At 38.1% G+C, this 20657-nt stretch carries 19 protein-coding genes; 10 read left to right on the top strand and 9 right to left on the bottom strand.

Features of this window, described 5'->3' with window-relative positions; genetic code table 11:
• Positions 1 to 21: 21 nt before the first annotated feature.
• Both SJY45_RS02820 and SJY45_RS02825 read left to right on the top strand, forming a co-directional pair.
• Positions 22 to 2085 carry a M1 family metallopeptidase gene (locus tag SJY45_RS02820; RefSeq protein ID WP_400073189.1) on the top strand — a complete coding sequence of 688 codons (2064 nt, stop codon included), beginning with the start codon at positions 22 to 24 and terminating at the stop codon, positions 2083 to 2085.
• Positions 2085 to 3005: a patatin family protein gene (locus SJY45_RS02825; RefSeq protein ID WP_215442076.1), complete on the top strand. Its 921-nt coding sequence runs from the start codon at positions 2085 to 2087 to the stop codon at positions 3003 to 3005. The genes SJY45_RS02820 and SJY45_RS02825 overlap by 1 nt, the downstream gene beginning before the upstream one ends.
• Before the next feature lie 62 nt (positions 3006 to 3067).
• On the opposite strand, the gene SJY45_RS02830 is transcribed toward SJY45_RS02825, so the two are convergent.
• From SJY45_RS02830 to SJY45_RS02845, 4 genes are all read right to left on the bottom strand, one after another.
• Positions 3068 to 3589, bottom strand: coding sequence for a hypothetical protein (locus SJY45_RS02830; RefSeq protein WP_400073190.1), 522 nt, complete (start codon positions 3587 to 3589; stop codon positions 3068 to 3070).
• Between the two features lie 74 nt (positions 3590 to 3663).
• Positions 3664 to 4434, bottom strand: a complete 771-nt coding sequence (locus SJY45_RS02835) for a hypothetical protein (RefSeq protein WP_400073191.1) — start codon at positions 4432 to 4434, stop codon at positions 3664 to 3666.
• 66 nt (positions 4435 to 4500) lie between these two features.
• Complete coding sequence (locus SJY45_RS02840) at positions 4501 to 6075, bottom strand: FMN-binding glutamate synthase family protein (RefSeq protein ID WP_215442079.1); 1575 nt, start codon at positions 6073 to 6075, stop codon at positions 4501 to 4503.
• 53 nt (positions 6076 to 6128) lie between these two features.
• Positions 6129 to 7403, bottom strand: a complete 1275-nt coding sequence (locus SJY45_RS02845) for an amidohydrolase (RefSeq protein ID WP_400073192.1) — start codon at positions 7401 to 7403, stop codon at positions 6129 to 6131.
• A 260-nt stretch (positions 7404 to 7663) separates the two neighbouring features.
• On the opposite strand from SJY45_RS02845, the gene SJY45_RS02850 reads away from it, so the two are divergent.
• The 4 genes from SJY45_RS02850 to SJY45_RS02865 all read left to right on the top strand — a co-directional run bounded on the left by SJY45_RS02850 (position 7664) and on the right by SJY45_RS02865 (position 13797).
• Positions 7664 to 9526 (top strand): DNA topoisomerase IV subunit B, encoded by a 1863-nt coding sequence (locus SJY45_RS02850; protein WP_400073193.1) that lies wholly within the window; start codon positions 7664 to 7666, stop codon positions 9524 to 9526.
• 25 nt (positions 9527 to 9551) lie between these two features.
• The gene (locus SJY45_RS02855) at positions 9552 to 12284 is read left to right on the top strand and encodes a DNA gyrase/topoisomerase IV subunit A (protein WP_400073194.1); all 2733 of its coding nucleotides are present in this window, start codon (positions 9552 to 9554) and stop codon (positions 12282 to 12284) included.
• 14 nt (positions 12285 to 12298) lie between these two features.
• The gene (mscL, locus tag SJY45_RS02860) at positions 12299 to 12730 is read left to right on the top strand and encodes a large conductance mechanosensitive channel protein MscL (protein WP_215442083.1); all 432 of its coding nucleotides are present in this window, start codon (positions 12299 to 12301) and stop codon (positions 12728 to 12730) included.
• Between the two features lie 110 nt (positions 12731 to 12840).
• Complete coding sequence (locus tag SJY45_RS02865) at positions 12841 to 13797, top strand: sterol desaturase family protein (RefSeq protein ID WP_289042252.1); 957 nt, start codon at positions 12841 to 12843, stop codon at positions 13795 to 13797.
• Between the two features lie 236 nt (positions 13798 to 14033).
• On the opposite strand, the gene SJY45_RS02870 is transcribed toward SJY45_RS02865, so the two are convergent.
• Together SJY45_RS02870 and SJY45_RS02875 are read right to left on the bottom strand one after the other, a co-directional pair.
• Entirely contained in the window at positions 14034 to 14411 is a 378-nt protein-coding gene (locus SJY45_RS02870) for a DNA topoisomerase IV (RefSeq protein WP_400073195.1), read from the bottom strand.
• 25 nt (positions 14412 to 14436) lie between these two features.
• Positions 14437 to 14820, bottom strand: coding sequence for a helix-turn-helix domain-containing protein (locus SJY45_RS02875; protein ID WP_400073196.1), 384 nt, complete (start codon positions 14818 to 14820; stop codon positions 14437 to 14439).
• A gap of 290 nt (positions 14821 to 15110) precedes the next feature.
• Here SJY45_RS02875 and SJY45_RS02880 point away from each other — a divergent pair, with 290 nt between their 5' ends.
• The 3 genes from SJY45_RS02880 (at position 15111) to SJY45_RS02890 (ending at position 17404) form a co-directional block, all read left to right on the top strand.
• Positions 15111 to 16220 (top strand): M14 metallopeptidase family protein, encoded by a 1110-nt coding sequence (locus SJY45_RS02880; protein WP_400073197.1) that lies wholly within the window; start codon positions 15111 to 15113, stop codon positions 16218 to 16220.
• Positions 16221 to 16335: 115 nt separating this feature from the next.
• Positions 16336 to 16815 carry an Lrp/AsnC family transcriptional regulator gene (locus SJY45_RS02885; protein ID WP_013995861.1) on the top strand — a complete coding sequence of 160 codons (480 nt, stop codon included), beginning with the start codon at positions 16336 to 16338 and terminating at the stop codon, positions 16813 to 16815.
• 70 nt (positions 16816 to 16885) lie between these two features.
• The gene (locus SJY45_RS02890; protein ID WP_400073198.1) at positions 16886 to 17404 is read left to right on the top strand and encodes a DinB family protein; all 519 of its coding nucleotides are present in this window, start codon (positions 16886 to 16888) and stop codon (positions 17402 to 17404) included.
• 9 nt (positions 17405 to 17413) lie between these two features.
• Here SJY45_RS02890 and SJY45_RS02895 read toward each other — a convergent pair whose 3' ends face one another.
• Positions 17414 to 17740, bottom strand: a complete 327-nt coding sequence (locus tag SJY45_RS02895; protein WP_215911907.1) for a hypothetical protein — start codon at positions 17738 to 17740, stop codon at positions 17414 to 17416.
• Between the two features lie 130 nt (positions 17741 to 17870).
• On the bottom strand, positions 17871 to 18935 hold the full coding sequence (gene aroB, locus SJY45_RS02900; RefSeq protein WP_400073199.1) for a 3-dehydroquinate synthase: 1065 nt from the start codon (positions 18933 to 18935) through the stop codon (positions 17871 to 17873).
• 127 nt (positions 18936 to 19062) lie between these two features.
• On the opposite strand from aroB, the gene SJY45_RS02905 reads away from it, so the two are divergent.
• Positions 19063 to 20229: a proline dehydrogenase family protein gene (locus SJY45_RS02905; RefSeq protein ID WP_400073200.1), complete on the top strand. Its 1167-nt coding sequence runs from the start codon at positions 19063 to 19065 to the stop codon at positions 20227 to 20229.
• Between the two features lie 40 nt (positions 20230 to 20269).
• Here the strand turns inward: SJY45_RS02905 and SJY45_RS02910 are convergent, their stop codons facing one another.
• Positions 20270 to 20650 carry a DUF4258 domain-containing protein gene (locus tag SJY45_RS02910; protein ID WP_400073201.1) on the bottom strand — a complete coding sequence of 127 codons (381 nt, stop codon included), beginning with the start codon at positions 20648 to 20650 and terminating at the stop codon, positions 20270 to 20272.
• Between the last annotated feature and the right edge of the window lie 7 nt (positions 20651 to 20657).

Below are 20657 nucleotides of genomic sequence, written 5' to 3' on the forward strand. Positions count from 1 at the left end.
ACTATTTGTTCGTAACATTTCATGAAAAACCTTTTTATACTCTTTTTTTACTGTTCCTTGTTTGTCGGTTTTGCCCAACACCAAGATAAAGTAGACTTTACACAAGCTAATATTTATATAAAACCTATTCCTGCTACAGAAGAAATAAAGGGCGGTGTAGTATATCGGTTTAATGTACTACAAAATGTAGATTCGGTCTTTTTGGATGCAAAGGATATGATATTTTCCAAGGTTGAGCTCAACGGAAAAAAAGTGAAACACCGTAAAACGGATAAAACCATTTCGATTTATAAAAAATTCGAGCAAGGAACATCGCACAAGCTTGTTCTGGACTACATAGCAAAACCGAAACAGACCGTATACTTTTTGGGTTGGAATGATGAAATAAAGGGAAACGAGCAAATTTGGACCCAAGGCCAGGGTAAATACACGAGCCATTGGTTGCCCAGCTTTGATGATATGACCGAAAAAGTAGCTTTTGACATTACCATTCATGCGCCACAAGCATATGAGGCAATTGCGAACGGTAAATTGACCATTAGGCCCTTGGAGGAGGATGAAAACCCAGTATGGAATTTTGATATGAAAAACCCTATGAGCAGTTACCTTTTGGCTTTTGCAATAGGTGATTATAGTAAACAGGAACTGAAATCCTCTAGTGGCGTATCCATTAAAAATTATTATTATCCGGAGGACAGTACAAAAGTTGAACCTACATATCGTTATACGAAAAGAATATTTGATTTTTTGGAGGATGAAATAGGTGTTCCGTATCCGTGGCAGAACTACAAACAGATTCCGGTACGGGATTTTCTGTATGCAGGGATGGAAAATACAGGAACTACCATATTCTCTGATGGATATGTCATTGACTCCACAGCATTTATAGATAAGAATTACGTAAATGTCAACGCCCATGAAATGGCACACCAATGGTTTGGTAATTTGGTAACGGAGCAAGATGGAAATCATCATTGGTTGCATGAAGGTTTTGCTACCTATTATGCTTATTTAGCTGAAAAGGAAATCTTTGGCGATGACAATTTTTATTGGAAGCTTTTTAATACGGCCAAAGAACTTCAAGAAATATCGGAAGAAGGGCAGGGGCAGGCATTGGTGGACCCCAAAGCCAGTAGTGCAACCTTCTATGAAAAAGGGGCTTGGGCATTAGTATTATTAAAAGATAAAGTAGGAGAGAAGGCCTTTAAAACTGGAGTATCTACATATTTGAACAAACATCAATTTAAAAATGTAACCATTGATGACTTTATTCAGGAGATAGAACTGGCTTCCGGTCAAAACTTAGATGATTTCAGGGGAACATGGTTGCATTCAACAGACTTTCCGGTTGAAGATGTAAAATCATATCTTATCGGTCAAAATGAATCCATTCGATTGTTTTATGAGGTAAAAGCGTCTGATTTTGATTTAAAAAAATGGCTTAGTGATGCATTACCTGTGGACTTTAAAGTAGCCTTAATCGAAAAATTTCAAAAGCAAATAGTAGATAATCACTTGGAACCTTTATTGGCACAAGACTCAAATTTAGAAATTAGACAAAAGGGAATCCAGTTCATCAATAAGATAGCAGAGAGTCAAAAGGAAGTTTTTGAGCCATTATTGAACGACCCAAGTTATGTTACTCAGGAAATGGCCTTGTATAAACTATGGTCTTCCTTTCCGGAAAACCAAAAGACCTATTTAGATGCTACCAAAGGAGTTGAAGGATTGCCCAATAAAAATGTTCGTTTGTTATGGTTGTTGCTAGCTATTGCAACAAATGATTATGAGGCTCATAACACAACCCGTTATTTTGCAGAGTTAAGCGCTTACACTTCTCCGGAGTACGGATGGGAAGTGCGGATAACAGCCTTTCAATATTTACAGGAAATTGGTTTTACGGATGAAGCTTTGGTTAATTTAATAAAGGCTACGGAGCATCATTCATGGCAGTTTAAGAAATTTTCGAGAAATTTAGCGGACAAACTCCTAGAGGATAACGATTACGAAACGCGTATCTTGAAATTGGTGAGCAAACTAAATAAAGAGGAATCACGTTATATAAATAAAAAACTGAACGAATAATGAGGGCATTGGTCATATCTGGTGGTGGTAGCAAAGGGGCTTTTGCCGGAGGGGTAGCGCAATACCTTATGGAAGAACTCCATTTTAAGTACGACCTGTTTTTGGGTACATCTACAGGTAGTTTGCTTATTTCTCACTTGGCCCTACAGAAAGTTGAAAAAATCAAAGAAGTTTACACCAGTGTAAACCAACATAGTATTTTTAGCAATTGCCCATTTACCGTTCAAAAGAAACATGGAGTTCATACCATTGGTATAGACCATTGGAACGTACTAAAGAATTTTTATAAAGGACGAAAGACTTTTGGAGAAAGCAGAAACCTGTTGAAGCTTATAAAAAACACTTTAACAGTAGAAGAATTTGAAAATTTAAAGAACGGCCCAAAAGAAATTATTGCTACGGTTTCCAACCTATCTTTAAATCAGGTAGAGTATAAGAGTATTAATGATTGTACCTATGAGGAGTTTTGTGAATGGATATGGATTTCCTGTAACTACACACCCTTTATGAGTTTGGTGCGCAAGAATGGTTGTGAATATGCCGATGGTGGACTGGGAAATATGGTGCCTATTGAGGAAGCTATAAAACGAGGGGCAAAAGAGGTAGATGTTATTGTACTGCAGACTGAAGTAAGCCACTTAAACCGACTTCCCTCTAGAAATGCATTTTCACTATTGACAACCATGTTTGAATATATGCTTGATAGGATAGAACACCAAAACATAAGAATTGGTAAATACGTAGCCAAGCATAACGATGCTATTATCAACTTTTACTATACACCTACGGTGTTGACTACAAACTCATTGATTTTTGATAAGGAAAAAATGACCGTTTGGTGGGAGAGTGGCTATAATTTTGCCAAGTTTAAAAATACTGAACTCAACCAGATAGAGCCTGAAAAAGGAGAAGTGTTGTAAAAAAGAAAACCCGCTTAAATTAAACTTTATGCGGGCTTGTATTTTCAATATATGATTTTGGATTATTCCCAGAGATAACCTATTTCTTTTTTAATGAAAGATAATGCAGTTGCGGAGGGCGATTGTTTTTCCATAGTTTCCGTTAGGATGTCTTCCCTTAATTTATCCGCAGAATCGGTTTCGCTCATTGCTGCTTTACGAATCATTTGCACTGTAGCGCTCTTTGCTGCTTTTATAACGTTCCAACATTCATCGGTCATGTAAATTTGCTGAGAAAGATTGTGCTCAAATTCGTTTTCAACACTTTTTATTAAAAGACTTTCGTAAGCATTTTTATCCGAAGATTTTGGTGCCACCCTCACTACTAGACTAGGAATTGCTATTCGCTCAAGAAAAAGTGCCATACGTTCGTAGGCCTGTAGGCGAACCGGTATGGTGTTCTTTTGAGAATCTTTGTGCAATAGAAAGCGTCTACGACCATCCTCGTTTTTAGTGTGTAACTTAAAAAAATAAAAGGTAACGACCCCTGTAACTACTGCTGGCAATAAAAAGCCGAACATTTGTAAAATTCCTTCTCCAGACATTTTTTCGGTATTTGGTTATTTGGATACTAGAACGGAGGATTTTATCAAAAATTATACGATTTTTCGTATAATTTTTAGTTCTTCATTTGCTCTCTTACCATTAAATAGAATTTGTTGAAGTCAGGATGAATATTGACTTGAACCCCTTCTTTAAGGTTTCCGTCTCTTCCTAGAGCTGTCATACGCTCAGAAGCTATAGCAAACTTGTTTTGTAGGGCCGCTGCAATAGTCATACTCTGTTTAGCGGGAGTTTCTAGGTCTCCGGTCATGCTAAGACCCTCTATAGTAACCGATGTGCTAGGGTTTGCAATCAGGATGTTCGCAATTTTCTCCACCCAAGCTTCACCTTCGGCAGTTAGAGTTGTGCCCGTATCGCTTCCATATAAGCTAGATAAGTCCGAAGATACTACTACGGCGCCTCCCGAAACCGCAATTTTTGCGTTTTCTCCCATGGTTTGTTTTACATTGGTTAAAACAACTATAGTGGTAGAATCATTAGTGGCAATGGCATCTTTTATTGCTTTAAGCTGATTTTCCTTGGCTTCCAAGCTGGCCATGGCAGTTGTTACCATGTTTGAATTTTTATTGGAAACCTCAGCAAAACTGTTCAAGTTCTTCATTAACGTGTTGTTGGCGTTTTGAAGTTCGGTTACTTGGATTTCAAACGATTCCGCTTTTGCAACAGCTACTTTTTCATTTTTTCTCGCATCAAAGACCTGGTCGTTCACAGAATCCAATTGCATTTTTAATTGGGCTATTTCTTCTAAAAGGTCGCTTTTTCTTTGGGCTTGTACGGATAGACACGTAAAAATCAAAAGGGCAAGGGTAAGTAGGGGGTGTTTCATAAATAACTCGGATTAAAATTCTTATTTCTCGATTTGGAATACTTTTTTATTATAAACAAATGTATATTATTCTTTGCTGTTTTCACAATGCTTTCCGCCCAAGTGGATACAATCATATAAATTTTGCATACTCTCAAAAGGTACCTTGGCCTTGTTGTAACCGTATGAAGAGGCCAAACTACGGTTCAGGTCGTTGTCATCAACATTTAGTTGAATATCATCCATTGTGTATTGGCAGGGGTGTTCATATCCCGAGGCATGTGTAATTTCTAAGAACTCCTTCCTAAACGTCATAAAATATTGTGCCAAACGGTCAGATTTTAATGGAATGTCAATTCCTTTTTGCAGCCATTTGTTTTGAGTGGCCACCCCTGCCGGACAGCGGTTAGTGTGGCACACTTGGGCCTGTATACAGCCAATACTCATCATGGCTTCTCGGGCAACATTAATACAGTCAACCCCCATAGCAAAAGCCATAGCTGCTTTGGCGGGAAAACCTAGCTTTCCACTACCTATAAATACGATACGCTCCGTTAGTCTCCTTTTTAAGAACACCTTATAAAGACTGGAAAAACCATAGACCCACGGTAAAGAAACATGGTCCGCAAAAGACGGAGGGGCGGCTCCTGTTCCGCCTTCACCACCATCTACTGTAATAAAATCTGGACCTTTACCCGTTTTTTCCATTAAATCGGCCAACTCCTCCCATTGCTCAAGTTTGCCAATGGCTCCCTTTATACCTACGGGCAACCCGGTCTCATTAGCAATACTTTCAATAAATTCTAAAAGTTCGGGCACGGTATTAAATGCCTTATGGGTAGCTGGCGATATTACATCTTTACCAACTTCAACGCCTCTAATCTCTGCTAATTCCGGTGTTATTTTGGCCCCTGGAAGTACGCCTCCCTTACCAGGTTTGGCTCCTTGAGACAATTTAATTTCAATTGCTTTTATAGTTGGATTCTCGTCAACCAGTTTTTTCATTTTTTCCATGGAGAAATTTCCATCTGGAGTACGTACCCCAAAATAACCTGTACCAAAATGAAAAATAACATCCCCTCCTTGTTTGTGGTAATTGGAGAGTCCGCCTTCACCTGTATTATGGTATGCGCCAGCTTTAGCAACACCTTTATTCATTGCTTCTACCGCTGCAGCGGATAACGAGCCAAAACTCATGGCCGAAACGTTTATAATGGAACCAGGACGAAATGGTTTTCTCCGCCCGTTATGGGCACCCATCACCTTAGCGCAGGGAAGAAACGTTTTATCCGTGGCATTTATATGGGTATCAGGTACCTTATATGCCATCATCTGATTCTTTACAAAAATATGTTGGTGCGCATAGATGTCACGGTCGGTACCAAAACCTTCGTAATTATTTTCCTTCTTTGCGGAGGCATAAATCCACCCTCTTTCAATACGGTTAAAGGGAAGTTCTTCACGGTTGTTCGCTACAAAATATTGACGCATTTCCGGACCAATGCTCTCCAGCCAATATCGTAAATGGCCAACTATGGGAAAGTTGTGGGAGATGGTATGCGAACGCTGAAAAAAGATATCTCTTAATGCGACTATCAAAAGGAAAATAAGAATCCATACCCACCAAGAAATACTTTGTAAAATTGAAATAAGTTGGTCCATATATAAGCTAAAAATAGTTTAAAGTAATAATTGATATAGAAATTAACAAGTAGTTATTTATCAAGAAAATCTATGCTCATTTCAGTTAGCGCTTTTACTCCAAGTAACAAACCGCTGTCGTCAATAACGAAATCCGGTGTGTGATGTGGAAATGACTCCGTTGTTCCTGGCGTCATTCCTCCTAAAAAGAAGAAAAAACCAGGAACTTCTTTTTGAAAATAAGAGAAATCTTCAGCTCCTGTAACGGCCTTTTGTGTTTGTACATTGTTCGCTCCCGCCACTTTGTTCAATGTAGGTAGCATTTGTGTGACTAGTTCGGGGGCATTATACGTAATATCTGTTGCATCTTTGATTTCAATAGTGGCTTCGCCTCCATATGCTTTGGCGATAGTGGGTACCATTTCTTGCATACGTGTATTGATTAGAGCTTTCATGTCATAATCCAAAGTGCGTATTGTACCAATCATTTCTGCACTTTCGGGAATGATATTGAACCGTACGCCACTGGTTATTTTTCCAACAGTGATTACAGCAGCTTCATTGGTGAGTTCGGCTTCTCTGCTTATAATGGTCTGCAAGCCATCAATAATTTTTGCGCTAATTAAAATAGGGTCTACTCCGGACCAAGGTCTTGCGCCATGGCTTTGTTTTCCTTTTACATGGATGGTGAATTTCTGGGCAGCCGCCATTGTGCCGCCTGATTTATAGCGGATTACCCCAACTGGGGTTTGGGAATTGATATGAAGCCCAAAAATAGCATCTACCTTGGGGCTATTAAGAACACCTTCTTTTACCATGAGCAGTGCCCCGCCTTCTTCGCCCTCTGGTGGACCTTCTTCCGCAGGTTGAAAAATAAATTTTACGGTACCTTTTATTTTATCGGTATGCTTAGAGAGAATTTCTGCAACCCCCATAAGAATAGCAGTATGGGTATCGTGTCCGCAAGCATGCATAACGGGTACTTTTTCTCCTTTGTAATCCGTTGTAACGGTAGACTTATAGGGTAAATCATTCCGTTCAAATACGGGTAGGGCGTCAATATCTGCACGCAAGGCTATAACCTTGCCTGGCTTTTTTCCTTTTAAAATCCCAACAACCCCGGTATGGGCTACTCCGGTTTGTACTTCTATACCTAAGGTTGTAAGGTGCTTTGCAATTTTTTCCGCTGTCTTAAATTCACGGTTAGAGAGTTCGGGGTTTTGGTGTATTTCCCTTCTCCAATTTATAACTTTACTTTCTATAGCCTCGTATTCCTTTTCAAAATTTTGGGCTACGGAAGAGGTAATGGGTGCAATTACAAAAAGTAGGCCTAGTAGTAGTTTGTTCATTCTGCGGAGTATTAAATGGCGTAAAAATGATTCCCTTAAATTATTTCGTTGGATGCTTTTGGTCTTAAAAAAACCGAAGGATTACAGATTTTTCGATTTTTTGACCAAATTAGCCTTGTTTTGGGTTGAAATATGACTTATTTAGCGAATATATCAACAAAATGGCTAAAATCATTGTTAATTACTTTAACAGTTTGGGGTTTCATCTTTTTAATTGTCGTCTTATCTTTAGCGGTACTTTAGTTCCAAACCCCTGATTTATGTCCGAGAATTCCAATTATACAGAAGATAATATACGTTCACTTGATTGGAAGGAGCACATCCGACTGAGACCTGGTATGTATATTGGTAAGTTGGGTGATGGTTCTTCTGCTGATGATGGTATATATATCCTTCTAAAAGAGACCATAGATAACTGTATTGATGAATTTGTAATGGGAGCGGGTAAGACCGTTGAGATTTCCATTCAAGGAGAACGTGTTATAGTTCGTGATTACGGTCGTGGTATACCTTTGGGCAAGGTGGTAGATGTGGTTTCTAAAATGAACACGGGGGGTAAGTATGACTCGCGTGCGTTTAAAAAATCCGTTGGTCTAAACGGTGTTGGTACCAAGGCTGTAAATGCTCTTTCCAGTTATTTTCGTGTAGAAAGTACAAGAGACGGGAAGTCCAAATCTGCCGAGTTTAAAACAGGTGAGCTTCAGAACGAAGAACTTCTGGAGGAAACAACAAGAAGGCGTGGTACCAAGGTCAGCTTTATTCCTGATGAGACCATTTTTAAAAAGTTTAAATTTAGAAATGAGTACGTAGAGCGCATGCTCAAAAACTACGTGTATCTTAATCCAGGGCTTACCATTGTTTTTAATGGGGAGAAGTTTCATTCAGAAAATGGTTTAAAGGATTTGTTGGAGGACAATAACAATGCTGAAGATATCCTGTATCCGGTCATTCATTTAAAAGGGGATGATATAGAAGTGGCCATTACCCATAGTAAAACCCAGTATAGTGAGGAGTACCACTCTTTTGTAAATGGTCAGCACACTACCCAAGGAGGTACGCATCAGGCTGCTTTTCGTGAGGCTCTTGTGAAAACTGTCCGTGATTTCTATGGGAAGAGTTATGATGCTTCGGATATTAGAAAATCCATTATTTCGGCAATTTCCATTAAGGTGATGGAGCCTGTTTTTGAAAGTCAAACAAAAACCAAATTGGGGTCTACCGAAATGGGAGGTAATTTTCCAACGGTGCGGACGTACATCAATGACTTTATTGGAAGGTATTTGGATAATTACCTTCATAAGAATCCTGAAACAGCCGATAAGTTGCAACGTAAGATTGTAATGGCCGAAAAGGAGAGGAAAGAATTGAGCGGTATTCGTAAACTTGCTCGGGACCGAGCCAAAAAAGCCAGTCTTCATAATAAAAAACTAAGGGACTGCCGGGTGCATTTGGGCGATATGAAGCACGATAGGCGATTGGATAGTACTCTTTTTATTACGGAGGGGGATTCCGCTTCCGGTTCCATTACCAAATCAAGGGATGTGAATACGCAAGCCGTGTTTAGTCTTCGTGGGAAGCCTTTGAATTCATATGGGATGTCTAAAAAAATCGTATACGAAAACGAGGAATTCAACCTGTTGCAGGCTGCTTTGAACATAGAGGAATCTATGGAAGACCTACGTTACAATAATATTGTAATAGCTACTGATGCAGATGTTGATGGTATGCACATACGCTTGTTGTTAATTACGTTCTTCTTGCAGTTCTTTCCTGAATTGATAAAAGAGAACCATTTGTATATTTTACAAACCCCGCTGTTCCGTGTTCGAAATAAGAAGGAGACTATTTATTGTTATAGCGAGGAAGAACGAAAAAATGCGATTCAAAAACTATCGGGCAAACCGGAAATTACACGATTTAAAGGTTTGGGGGAAATCTCCCCAGATGAGTTTCAGCATTTCATAGGGGATGATATTCGCCTAGAGCCTGTAATGCTGGACAAGGCTATGTCCATAGAACAATTGTTGAATTTTTACATGGGAAAGAATACACCAGACCGACAAGAATTTATTATAAACAACCTTAAAGTAGAGGTTGACCTTATAGAAGATACTAAATTATAAACCAAAGAAATACGATTTTTTCTGAATGGAGGAAAATGACGAACTGAACGAAGCTGAAAATCAAAATTCGCCCGAAGACCAATCCAACGGAACGGCCGATGATGGGCAAGAACAAATCAATAGTTCCGAGGCGGTAAATGGCGAGGAACAAAGTCCTGATGATGCACTTACCCGTGTTACGGGAATGTACAAAGACTGGTTTTTAGATTATGCGTCCTATGTTATTTTAGAGCGTGCCGTTCCTGCTATTGAGGATGGGTTTAAACCAGTGCAGCGTCGTATCATGCATTCTCTTAAGGATTTGGATGATGGCCGCTATAATAAAGTGGCCAATGTGGTTGGGCACACCATGCAGTATCACCCTCACGGTGATGCTAGTATTGCCGATGCCATGGTGCAGATAGGGCAAAAAGATCTATTGATAGATACGCAGGGTAACTGGGGGAATATTTTAACCGGGGATCGCGCTGCAGCCTCAAGGTATATAGAAGCTCGTCTTTCAAAATTCGCTCTGGAAGTTGTTTTTAGTCCTAAAATCACGGAATGGCAACAATCGTATGATGGTCGAAAAAAGGAACCGGTAAACCTCCCGGTTAAATTTCCGTTGCTTTTGGCTCAGGGGGCAGAGGGTATTGCGGTGGGGCTTTCCACTAAGATTATGCCTCATAACTTTGTTGAGCTTATTGATGCTTCCATTAAGCATCTAAAAGGGCAACGATTTAAATTGTTTCCTGATTTTCCTACTGGGGGAATTATAGATGTTTCTAACTATAACGAGGGTCTTCGTGGTGGGAAGATAAGAGTGCGCGCGCGAATAGCACAACATTCTAAATCTACACTGATTATAAGTGAGATACCTTATGGTACTAACACTTCTTCTTTAATAGATTCTATCCTTAAGGCGAACGATAAAGGGAAAATAAAAGTCAAGAAAATTGAGGATAATACGGCTGCAGAGGTTGAGATTTTGGTGCATCTGCCAACTGGCATTTCTCCAGACAAAACTATAGATGCGCTATATGCATTTACGGCTTGTGAATCTTCTATTTCGCCATTGGGTTGTATTATTGAAGACAACAAACCGCTCTTTATTGGTGTGGTGGAAATGTTACGCCGATCTACGGACGCCACGGTTGAGTTACTGCGACAGGAACTTGAAATACAGTTAGCGGAGCTTGAGGAGCAATGGCATTTTGCGTCGTTAGAGAGAATCTTTATTGAAAATAGAATCTATCGGGATATTGAGGAAGAGGAAACTTGGGAAGGAGTAATTGCTGCAATCGATAAAGGTTTAGCTCCATTTACTAAGCATTTAAGACGGGCCGTCACAGAGGAAGATATAACCAGGCTTACGGAAATAAGGATAAAAAGAATTTCAAAATTTGATTTAGATAAGGCACAGCAACATCTTGATAATCTGGAAGAAAGAATCGCGGAGGTGAAGCATCACCTAGCGCATTTGGTAGATTATGCCATTGCGTATTTTCAGCGATTAAAAGATACGTATGGCAAGGGTCGCGAGCGTAAATCAGAGATTAGATTATTTGATGATATTGAGGCTACCAAGGTAGTTATGCGCAACACAAAGTTGTATGTAAACCGCGAGGAGGGTTTTGTTGGAACTTCTTTAAAGCGGGACGAATATGTAACGGACTGTAGTGATATTGATGATATAATCGCTTTTACCCAAGATGGTAAGATGATGGTCTTTAAGGTAGATTCCAAGACTTTTGTGGGAAAGGGTATTATTTATGTGGCCGTCTTTAAGAAAAAAGATAAGCGTACCGTTTATAATATGATTTATAGAGACGGTAAAGGTGGCGCAACCTATATTAAACGTTTTAACGTTACCAGTATTACGAGAGATAAGCATTATGAAATGGGTAGCGGTAAGGCAGGTACTTTTGTGCATTACTTCTCAGGAAACCCAAATGGCGAAGCAGAAGTGGTAACTGTTAATCTTAGGCACGTAGGAAGTATTAAAAAGCTGAAATGGGATATTGATTTTGCAAATATCATGATCAAGGGGCGTGCTTCCAAAGGTAATATTGTCACTAAGTATTCGGTAAAACGTATTGAATTAAAAGAAAAAGGGTTGTCTACCTTAAAACCGAGGAAGTTGTGGTTTGATGAAACCGTACAGCGTTTAAACATGGATGACAGAGGTGAGTTTTTAGGTGAATTCACAAGTGAAGACCGTTTATTGATAGTAAATCAGAGCGGACTTGTAAAAACTGTTATTCCGGAGCTTACCCTTCATTTTGATGAAGATGTAGTTGTTCTTGAAAAATGGATTCCTAAAAAGCCGCTTTCCGTAGTGTACTGGGAAGGAGAGAAGGAATTGTATTATGTAAAACGTTTTCTGATCGAGAATCCTGATAAAGAGGAGAATGTGCTTACGGACCATCCTAAATCCCAAATTGAAATCATTAGCACGGACCACAGGCCAATGATTGAAGTGGTTTTTGCTAAAAAACGGGGTCAGGACCGGAAGGATAATTGGGAGCTAAGTCTAGAGGAATTTATTTCCGTAAAGGGGATAGGTGCTATGGGCAACCAGCTGACAAAGGAAAAAGTACTTGAAATCAATATGCTAGAGCCTTTGCCTTATGAAGAGCCGGAGCCTCAAAAAACTGAAGATATTGAGGTTGTTGATGAGCAAAATGTACCTAAAATACCTAGTTCTAATGGAACTGAGTCCGGAAAGCCTAATAAAGGTGATGACGGGGATGAAGTCCAAACTTCTTTGTTTGAATAAAGTAATTGTCTAGTATGGGAAACTTTATACAGGAATTTAAAAATTTTGCCATAAAAGGTAATATGATTGACATGGCTGTCGGGATTATTATTGGTACCGCGTTCAACAATGTCATTAATACGTTGGTCAAAAAGATTATCATGCCTCCTTTATCTCTTTTGACGGATGATGTTAACCTCAGGGATAAAAAATATATTCTTAGGGAAGCTGTTGGAGAAGCGCAGGAAGTTGCTGTGGGTTACGGGGAAATGCTAGAAGTTTTAATAGATTTTTTGATAATAGCGCTTACCATATTTGTTGTAATAAAAGGGTTTCATAGGTTTAAGTCAAAGGCGGAAGACCCTGAAAACAAAGAAGTTGAAACCCCTAAAAATATACAGTTACTAGCTAGTTTGGAAAAGCTTATGCAAGAGCAGAACGCTTTGCTTCAAAATAAGAAAAAGTAATAGGATTTTAACCACTGCATGTGTATTCACTATACCGTCATAGCTTTAAAAAATAATCAGAATGTAGATTAGGTCTTATTAATGCTATCTTTGCAAAAAATTGTTTTAAAATGGATTTAACGAACCCCCTAATTTATGGAGTACCCTGCTTTATAGCGTTTATATTGCTGGAAATCACTTACAGTCACACCCATGGAGACAAAGATCTTTATGTGTGGAAAGATTTTATGGCTAGTGGAGCAATGGGTATTGGTTCGGCAATTTTAGGTCCCCTTATTAAGATTACGGTGCTTATAACCGTTTTTACATACACTTACGAGTTTTTTAATCCTATAGTAGATGGTGTTCGTACCAATATTATGGGATATGAGTCTTTTGGGTATGCGTGGTATGTGTTTTTACTTTGTCAATTGGCCGATGATTTTACGTACTACTGGTTCCACAGGGCAAATCATGAGATAAGAATTTTGTGGGCCGCGCATATTGTACATCATTCCTCGGACCATTTTAATCTAGGTACTGCCATTCGTAATGGTTGGTTTACGCTTTTGTACAAGCCTTTCTTTTATATGTGGATGCCTGCAATTGGTTTTCCGGTGGAAGTTGTAATCTTTGCTTTGGCCATAGAGTCTTTTTGGCAGTTTCAATTGCATTCGCAATATGTTCCTAAAATGGGATGGGTAGAAAAGATTTTCAATACACACACCATGCACCAAGTGCACCATTCTCAGAATGTGGAGTATTTGGACAAGAACCACGGAGGGTTTTTGAATATATTTGATAAGATATTCGGGACTTGGAAAGAGTTGGATGATGATGTAGAGGTTAAATTTGGAGTAATTCACGCTCCAAAATCATACAACCCTCTTGTGATTTTAACTCATGAGTTTAAGGATATTTGGGCAGATGTAAAGAAGGCTAAGAAATTTTCGCATAAACTTATGTATATTTTTGGCCCTCCTGGCTGGAGCCCGGATGGTAGTACCCTTACAGTTAAACAACAACAGCGACTGTTTAAGCAACACCAGAAGAAGAGTCCAGAGGTTGCGTATAGTAGACCTAACTAAGATAAATCAGAATAATAAAATTGCCGACTTTAAAATGTCGGCTTTTTTTATGGTTTCACCTCTAAGGCTTCGCTTATGACAATAAATTTTACTAAACAAGGCTCTGTGTTCAAAATAATGATTCACTCTCGGAAAAGGCTTTAAATTGACTGTTTTTATAGCTTTTTCTTTCGAGGTGAAGTGTATTTTTGTAAAACACTCTTTTTGCCTGTCTCTGCGTAAAGAATAAAATTGTATTACTCTGTCCTTGTAGCAGTGCCTCTGGAGCGCTTGCTGTCTCCCACAATATTAAATTCAAATGTGTACGAGTCATCCGTAGTAGATAATATCTTCATGTGAACGGATTGCTCTTCGGACTTGTTCTTTGGATTGATTTTCTTTACAATGTATTCGCAATCGTTTATCCATCTAACGAATGCTGAATCTGCCTTGCCTTCAAAGTAATCAATCTCTAAATCACCGTTGCGAAGAAAAATGGTTGTCTTTTCCTCTCCATCTATAGTGGTTGTAAAGGCGTATTTACCGTCCTTAAAATCGGAGCAATTTCTTTCTGGATTGTAGCAAGAAGCCGTAAGGATAAGGATTAAAAGTATGGGGAATAGTTTCTGTATCATCCCAACAAAAATAAAGAATTAAAGTCTATTCATTGTTATAGGCTTCAAAACTTCCATCCGAATAAAAAATAACAATTTTTTCAATAGTCTTTTTAGGGTTGCCTGTTGGTTTTATGGGTAAAGTATTAGGTGTCGGATTTGCTTTTGGCAGTGCTTTGGTTTTGGCGGGGGGGGGTTCTGCATCCGTTGGAAAAGAGCCTTTTCCATTCAGTAGCCAATATAAGTTTACATCCGGAAAAACATTCACCACCTTAAGTACAAAATCTAAACTCGGTTTGTTTCTGCCGGATAACAGATGGGAAATGCTAGAGCGTTGTACGTTAATTTTATCGGCAAAACTAGATGCGGAAAGTCCGTAATACTTTAAAAGATGCTCAAGACGCCCAATAAAATCAGAAGTGTTTACCATTGTAATTTATATTACCGTAAAAATAGCTAAAAGTTGCTAAAACCACATTAAAAATAGCAAATAACATAACTTAAGATGCACTTTTTTGTTTACATGAATACATATAAACAGCTGATTAGTAATATTTTAACACTATATTCAGAAGCATGTTGATTTTAAGTATATTTTCAGGTTACATTTGTATACTTCAGCTAGGAATACTTTAAATATAATGTTTACAAATGTGTATTTTTAAGATTACAATTGTAAATTATTAAGGAGTTATTTTTGTATCCAAATTTAAAAGTCAAATGAGCATTTTAAAAGATGAATATAGTTTTGTAAAGGAAAAATCCGTTAGCGGGCGATATGTAATTAATGAGCAAATTCTAGAGTTCTTGGAAAAGAACAGGGAAAATTTGTTGGTGAAAACAATTGGTGAGTCCGTTCAAAAACGTAAGATAAAAAGTCTTCAACTTGGGAACGGTTCTGTAAAAATATTTATGTGGTCGCAAATGCACGGAAACGAATCTACAACCACAAAAGCCGTTTTGGATTTCGTTAATTTCCTAAACGGAAAGTCGGTTTTGGCTCAGGAGATTTTGGAAAAATGTACACTCTTAATTATTCCAATGTTGAACCCTGATGGTGCTGCAGTCTATACACGGGTAAATGCAAATGAGATTGATTTGAATAGGGATGCCCAAGATAGGACCCAGCCGGAAAGTGTGATATTGAGAAATGTTTTTGATGAGTTTAAACCAGATTATTGTTTTAACCTTCATGATCAACGTACCATATTTAATGTAGGCGAAACCTCTAAACCGGCTACCGTATCATTTTTGGCTCCTGCTCATGATCCCGAAAGAAGTATTTCAAAAACGCGGGGAATTAGTATGCAATTGATTGTTGCCATGAATACGGTTTTGCAAAAAATGATTCCGAACCAGGTGGGGAGGTATGATGATGGATTTAATGCGAATTGTGTTGGGGATAGTTTTCAGATGTTAAACGTACCTACCATATTATTTGAATCAGGACATTTTCCTAAGGATTATGAAAGAGAGCAGACTAGGGCTTATATTTTTCAAGCCATTGCAACTGCAGTAACTACTATTGCGCAAGATACAATTAATGAATATGAGCAAGATGACTATTTTAAAATTCCAGAAAACGGAAAGCTTTATTTTGATGTGTTAATAGGGAATGCTCAAGAACTTGATTCAGAATTAGAAAATGGAGATGGTATTGGAGTGCTTTATAAAGAAGTTTTAAGAGAGAATACTATTGAGTTTGAGCCTAGAATTGAAAAAAAAGGTAATCTTGATGCCTTTTTTGGCCATGAAACATACAATTGTATTGATAAGGCAGATTTAGATAAGTTAAGGCAACAGTCTTTTTATCAGTTGATTAAAGATTAATTTTTTTGAGCATTATTTTTTAAAATCATTGAATCTTTACGTTTTTGTTAAAAAAACATAACTTTTAATGCGTATTATTTCTTAATTTTTTATTTTTGCCGAAAACACAGCCACAATGGGAAAAGTAAAGTTAGACGAAATTGATCACCAGATTCTGGATATGTTAATTGATAACACCAGAACTCCATTTACAGATATAGCAAAAAAACTCTTGATTTCGGCAGGAACAGTTCATGTTCGTGTTAAGAAAATGGAAGAGGCAGGTATCATAAAAGGATCATCACTTACATTAGACTATGTAAAACTTGGTTACGCCTTTATTGCTTACGTTGGTATATTTTTGGAGAAAACACACCAGACAAAATTTGTGTTAGAGCGTTTGGAGCAGATTCCAAATGTTACCGTGGCACATATTACCACTGGAAAATTTAATATTTTCTGTAAAATTAGGGCTAAAGATACCAATCACGCTAAAAACATTATTTTTAGAATAGATGATATAGATGGAATCAGTCGTACGGAAACTATGATTTCACTAGAGGAAAGTATTAATGATAAGAAGAGGTTAATGCATACAATTTTTAACGAATTGTAACGAACCGCTTTAAACAGTAATCTAAATTCCTGGGCGGTTATTCTTCTCAGGAATTTTTATTTTATAGCCTATGAAAACTTCGGAGCTTAAACTGGTAGACCCCATCCCTTTTTATAAAACCTATATTGATGTACTGGGGGAGGTAGAGTTGTTGGATATGTTGGAGAGGCAACTTCAGAACTTTCCTGATTTTATTAAAAGTATTTCTGAAAACAAATTATCTCATGCATATGAGGTAAATAAGTGGACGGTTGCTCAAGTGTTATTACATATTATAGACTCGGAACGAGTTTTTCAGTATCGTGCCTTGCGGTTTTCAAGAGGGGATGAAACGGCCCTTCCAGGTTTTGATGAAAACATTTATGCGTCAAATTCCAATGCGGAAGCGCGTTCAAAGAATAGTCTTATAGAAGAATATATAGCGGTGAGAAAATCCACTATTACCCTCTATAAAAGCTTTGCTCCGGAAACGCTACAAAAAACAGGTGTAGCTAGTAACCTGCCATGGAATGTGGCTGTGTTAGGTTTTGTTATTTGTGGGCACCAAAAGCACCACCGTAATATTTTACGGGAGCGTTATCTTTTGTAAAAATAGAGGTTAATCTTGGTCCTCTGATTCAAATTCCGTTTCGTTGTTGGATTCGTAATCTAAGTTTCCTGCTTCTTCTAAAATGGGCTGGGAATCCGTATCTAGTTCCTTTTCCATGTTTTCTTCAAAATTTGCTATAAAATTAGACAAGCTCTTGCTTATTTTGACCAAATAGATAGTGTCATTGGTTCTTAATTCTACAGCTTCAATTGTTTCGCCTTTAAGGTTTTTGAAGATAATAATGTCATCATCACCATAACCGTCTGAGTAGGTTTCTATTAGCAATGAGGCGAGTTCGTGGTCTAACTTCTTGTAGTCAACTAATTTTCGTAACATAGTAGGTTGGTTTTATCCTGATTTATTTCAGGAGGTTTTTGATTTGGTTTATAAATCTTAACCTAAACTATGTATTTTTTACGATGAATTCCTTAAAGAGTTGTCAAATAAGGAGAATTAGTATATGTAGCTATTGTTCAGCGTAGTATGCAAAAGCATCTTCATATAATTCATCAGGAATGGTAATGTCTATATCCGGCTCTCCAATTGCAGATATCAACACAAAATTAATGTTGCCATGTGAATTTTTCTTATCGAACTTCAATAAAGATAAGATGGTTTTTATGTCTTCTTTGGAGAAGGTTACCTTTTCGTAATGAGAAAGGAATGTAATCTTAATGTCTGCTAATTCTTCGTCCGAAAGCCCTAAAAGACTTTTGGAAAGGTAAGCTTCAAGAATCATACCTACACCTATAGCTTCGCCGTGCAAAAGGGTCTTATGTACTTTGCTTTCCAAGAAGTAAGACTCAATGGCGTGGCCCAATGTATGTCCGTAGTTCAATATTTTTCGTAAATGTTGCTCCGTAGGGTCTTGTAGTACCACTTCGTTTTTAATAACAACGGAATCGTATATTAAATCATCAATATTTAAAAAGTTGGTAACTTTTTTAAGTGCTTCCCAGTAGCTTTTGTTTTGGATAAGTCCATGTTTAAGCATTTCTGCAAAACCACTGCGCAACTGCCTTTCTTCCAAAGTTTTTAAGAAACTGGTTACTATCAGTACCATTTCGGGTTGGTTGATTACTCCGATCTGATTTTTTAATGGACCAAGGTCAACCCCTGTTTTTCCTCCCACGGAAGCGTCAACCATAGAGAGTAAGGTTGTGGGTACATTTATAAAATCTATACCTCTCTTAAAAGTAGATGCAACAAAGCCTCCTAAATCGGTTAGGACCCCACCACCTAGGTTAATGACGAGACTTTTCCGGTCACCATCAAGTTCGCTCAGGGCTTCCCATACGCCTGTACAGGTGTCTATGTTTTTGTTTTCTTCACCAGATTCAATCTCAATAATCTCAAAATTATAATCGCCCTGTATTTGGGTCATAAATGACGGCAAGCAATGTTCGTGCGTGTTTTCGTCTACAAGAATAAAGATTTTGGAATACGCCTTGCCGGATAAGTGAGCATTGAGTGCGTCGTAAGCTCTTTGATTAAAATGTACGGCGTAGGAAGAAGTTGTTATAGACTGCATTAATAGGTGATTTTTTATTCCGCTAAAGCGAAGTTTTTTAACGACTGATGTGCAAAATAAAGCATATTTTTTATCTAAAGAATACAATTTCTGTCTTTATATTTGGTCCCGCTAGAAATCACAATAAATGAAACGAATTTTTGAAGATACCGCAACTGCTTTTGCTTTGAAAACCGACTCTGAGTTGGAGCGTGCTTATTTTTTGTTCCGTATGATTGCCAACGAACCCCTTGTTCGTATTGGAACAGCAATGACAAATTTTGCCATTAAAGCGCATCTTCCTGTGGAGGGGTTGATAAGGGCAACTGTGTTTGACCATTTCTGCGGAGGTGTTAATGAGAAGGATTGTATGCCGGTCGTGGATCGGATGTACACTAAAAATGTATGCTCCGTTCTGGACTATTCTGTGGAGGGTAAGGACACGGAAGATCCTTTTGATGACGCTATGGCAATGATTTTAAAAGTTCTGGATTTCGTTAAGGAGAAAGATGCTATTCCTTTTGCGGTATTCAAGCCTTCGGGTTATGGTAGGTTTGCTCTTTTTCAAAAACGCAGCGAGGGTAAAGAATTGACCGATAAAGAGGAAGAAGAGTGGCAAAGGGTAGTGGGCCGTTTTGATAAAACGTGTAAAAAAGCACATGATTTGGATGTTTCCTTGCTTATAGATGCAGAGGAAAGTTGGATGCAGGATGCTGCTGACCAGCTTGTGGAGGATATGATGCGTAAGTATAATAAGAAGAAAGCCATTGTATTCAATACATTACAAATGTACCGTTGGGATAGATTGGACTATTTGAAACAACTTCAGCAACGAGCTAATAACGATGATTTTAGAATAGGAATGAAAGTGGTTCGTGGTGCCTATATGGAAAAGGAGAATGATAGGGCCGAAGAAAAAGGTTATAAATCCCCAATATGCAGTTCAAAGCAAGAAACGGATGAAAACTTTGATAACGCCGTTGCTTATATGTTGAATCACTTAGATACTGTTTCCATTTTTGCTGGCACCCATAACGAAGAAAGTTCTTATAAGCTGATGGAACTTATGGCAGAAAAAGCCATTGCAAATAATGATAACAGGGTATGGTTTGGGCAGTTGTACGGTATGAGTGATCACATTTCCTTTAATCTAGCCGATCAAAATTATAACGTAGCCAAGTATTTGCCTTTTGGCCCTGTGCGGGATGTAATGCCTTATTTAATTCGTCGTGCGGAAGAAAATACTTCGGTGGCAGGGCAGACTACAAGAGAATTATCCCTGCTTAAAAAGGAGCGGCAACGAAGAAAAATTTAAGTTTTATAGTGCCTGGAAAAGTAGTTTTGGGCGTTCTTTTTTAATATGAAATAGATTCTAAAAGAGCTTTCTCTTTGCAATTTCTGATTTTTAGAACTGCTTCTTTATCCTGTATTGTACCTTCAATAATATATGTTTTGCAGGGTGTAGTCTTTGTTTGGCTATTGGAAAAATCTACATCGCCGTTTCTTAAGATGTTGGCGATGTCTACTGTATCTATTTGTTTTTCGCTAAATAAACGGCTTACGTCATCAGAATAAGACATTGGCTTGGAGCGAATGTCCTTTAGGGTCCTGCAGTTGGGAAAATAGCAAAATTCCGTACCTGTTTCTTTTGATTTTTTCTTCAGAAAAAACGTTAAGAAAACAATTCCGATTGATAGTCCAATGAGGTAAAAACCTAAACGTTTTAAAAAATCCATGGTTTGC

Source organism: Zobellia russellii (genome assembly GCF_044597075.1).
Classification (GTDB): domain Bacteria; phylum Bacteroidota; class Bacteroidia; order Flavobacteriales; family Flavobacteriaceae; genus Zobellia; species Zobellia russellii.

What these genes read in the sequence shown, in the direction of transcription:
- SJY45_RS02820 (WP_400073189.1), top strand. Translation starts at nt 22, where the DNA reads ATGAAAAACCTTTTTATACTCTTTTTTTACTGTTCCTTGTTTGTCGGT.
- SJY45_RS02825 (WP_215442076.1), top strand. Translation starts at nt 2,085, where the DNA reads ATGAGGGCATTGGTCATATCTGGTGGTGGTAGCAAAGGGGCTTTTGCC.
- SJY45_RS02830 (WP_400073190.1), bottom strand. Translation starts at nt 3,589, where the DNA reads ATGTCTGGAGAAGGAATTTTACAAATGTTCGGCTTTTTATTGCCAGCA.
- SJY45_RS02835 (WP_400073191.1), bottom strand. Translation starts at nt 4,434, where the DNA reads ATGAAACACCCCCTACTTACCCTTGCCCTTTTGATTTTTACGTGTCTA.
- SJY45_RS02840 (WP_215442079.1), bottom strand. Translation starts at nt 6,075, where the DNA reads ATGGACCAACTTATTTCAATTTTACAAAGTATTTCTTGGTGGGTATGG.
- SJY45_RS02845 (WP_400073192.1), bottom strand. Translation starts at nt 7,403, where the DNA reads ATGAACAAACTACTACTAGGCCTACTTTTTGTAATTGCACCCATTACC.
- SJY45_RS02850 (WP_400073193.1), top strand. Translation starts at nt 7,664, where the DNA reads ATGTCCGAGAATTCCAATTATACAGAAGATAATATACGTTCACTTGAT.
- SJY45_RS02855 (WP_400073194.1), top strand. Translation starts at nt 9,552, where the DNA reads ATGGAGGAAAATGACGAACTGAACGAAGCTGAAAATCAAAATTCGCCC.
- mscL (WP_215442083.1), top strand. Translation starts at nt 12,299, where the DNA reads ATGGGAAACTTTATACAGGAATTTAAAAATTTTGCCATAAAAGGTAAT.
- SJY45_RS02865 (WP_289042252.1), top strand. Translation starts at nt 12,841, where the DNA reads ATGGATTTAACGAACCCCCTAATTTATGGAGTACCCTGCTTTATAGCG.
- SJY45_RS02870 (WP_400073195.1), bottom strand. Translation starts at nt 14,411, where the DNA reads ATGATACAGAAACTATTCCCCATACTTTTAATCCTTATCCTTACGGCT.
- SJY45_RS02875 (WP_400073196.1), bottom strand. Translation starts at nt 14,820, where the DNA reads ATGGTAAACACTTCTGATTTTATTGGGCGTCTTGAGCATCTTTTAAAG.
- SJY45_RS02880 (WP_400073197.1), top strand. Translation starts at nt 15,111, where the DNA reads ATGAGCATTTTAAAAGATGAATATAGTTTTGTAAAGGAAAAATCCGTT.
- SJY45_RS02885 (WP_013995861.1), top strand. Translation starts at nt 16,336, where the DNA reads ATGGGAAAAGTAAAGTTAGACGAAATTGATCACCAGATTCTGGATATG.
- SJY45_RS02890 (WP_400073198.1), top strand. Translation starts at nt 16,886, where the DNA reads ATGAAAACTTCGGAGCTTAAACTGGTAGACCCCATCCCTTTTTATAAA.
- SJY45_RS02895 (WP_215911907.1), bottom strand. Translation starts at nt 17,740, where the DNA reads ATGTTACGAAAATTAGTTGACTACAAGAAGTTAGACCACGAACTCGCC.
- aroB (WP_400073199.1), bottom strand. Translation starts at nt 18,935, where the DNA reads ATGCAGTCTATAACAACTTCTTCCTACGCCGTACATTTTAATCAAAGA.
- SJY45_RS02905 (WP_400073200.1), top strand. Translation starts at nt 19,063, where the DNA reads ATGAAACGAATTTTTGAAGATACCGCAACTGCTTTTGCTTTGAAAACC.
- SJY45_RS02910 (WP_400073201.1), bottom strand. Translation starts at nt 20,650, where the DNA reads ATGGATTTTTTAAAACGTTTAGGTTTTTACCTCATTGGACTATCAATC.